Here is a 325-nt window from a genome sequence, read left to right as displayed (position 1 = left end):
ACTGCATGTTGATCGGTTTGACCCAGCCATTGCGCTCGCAGGCCATCAGTATTTTGGCAAGCTGCCCCGTGAGCATGGTCGACACACCAATGTAGCGGGCCTTGCCGGAGCGCACGATGTCGTTGAGTGCACACATCGTCTCTTCCACCGGGGTGTTCACATCAAAGTAATGCAGCATGAACACGTCGACGTAATCCATGCCCAGACGGCTCAGGGACGCGTCGATGCTGTCCATGATGTGCTTGCGCGAGTGGCCACTGGCGTTGATACCGCTGCGAGTGCCGTAGCCGACCTTGGTGGTGACCACGATCTCGTCCCGTCGCGC

General features: G+C 59.1%; 1 protein-coding gene. It reads right to left on the bottom strand.

What is annotated here, in order from left to right:
• On the bottom strand, positions 1–325 hold a 325-nt coding region (locus tag SB756_RS28860; RefSeq protein ID WP_410912946.1), incomplete at both ends, for an aldo/keto reductase.

Origin of the sequence: Pseudomonas sp. SIMBA_068 (assembly GCF_046534705.1) — a bacterium.
GTDB lineage: Bacteria > Pseudomonadota > Gammaproteobacteria > Pseudomonadales > Pseudomonadaceae > Aquipseudomonas > Aquipseudomonas putida.
The sequence above is the reverse complement of the archived record's forward strand: the minus strand, read 5'-3'. Positions and strand labels throughout refer to the sequence as shown.